Raw genomic sequence first — 207 nt, 5'->3', positions numbered from 1 at the left:
CTCATCCCCGCGAGTGCGGGGCAGACGACCACTCGATGTTGTCGAGAGGGACTTCGGTGGGCTCATCCCCGCGAGTGCGGGGCAGACGGCGGGCACGGAACAATCCGTTCGTGCCCGCCCGGCTCATCCCCGCGAGTGCGGGGCAGACGGTGCCCCTTGATGCGGGTGGCTTTCGTGGGGGGCTCATCCCCGCGAGTGCGGGGCAGA

Source organism: Corynebacterium sp. HMSC070H05, from assembly GCF_001837615.1.
Classification (GTDB): domain Bacteria; phylum Actinomycetota; class Actinomycetes; order Mycobacteriales; family Mycobacteriaceae; genus Corynebacterium; species Corynebacterium coyleae.
The sequence above is the reverse complement of the archived record's forward strand: the minus strand, read 5'-3'. Positions refer to the sequence as shown.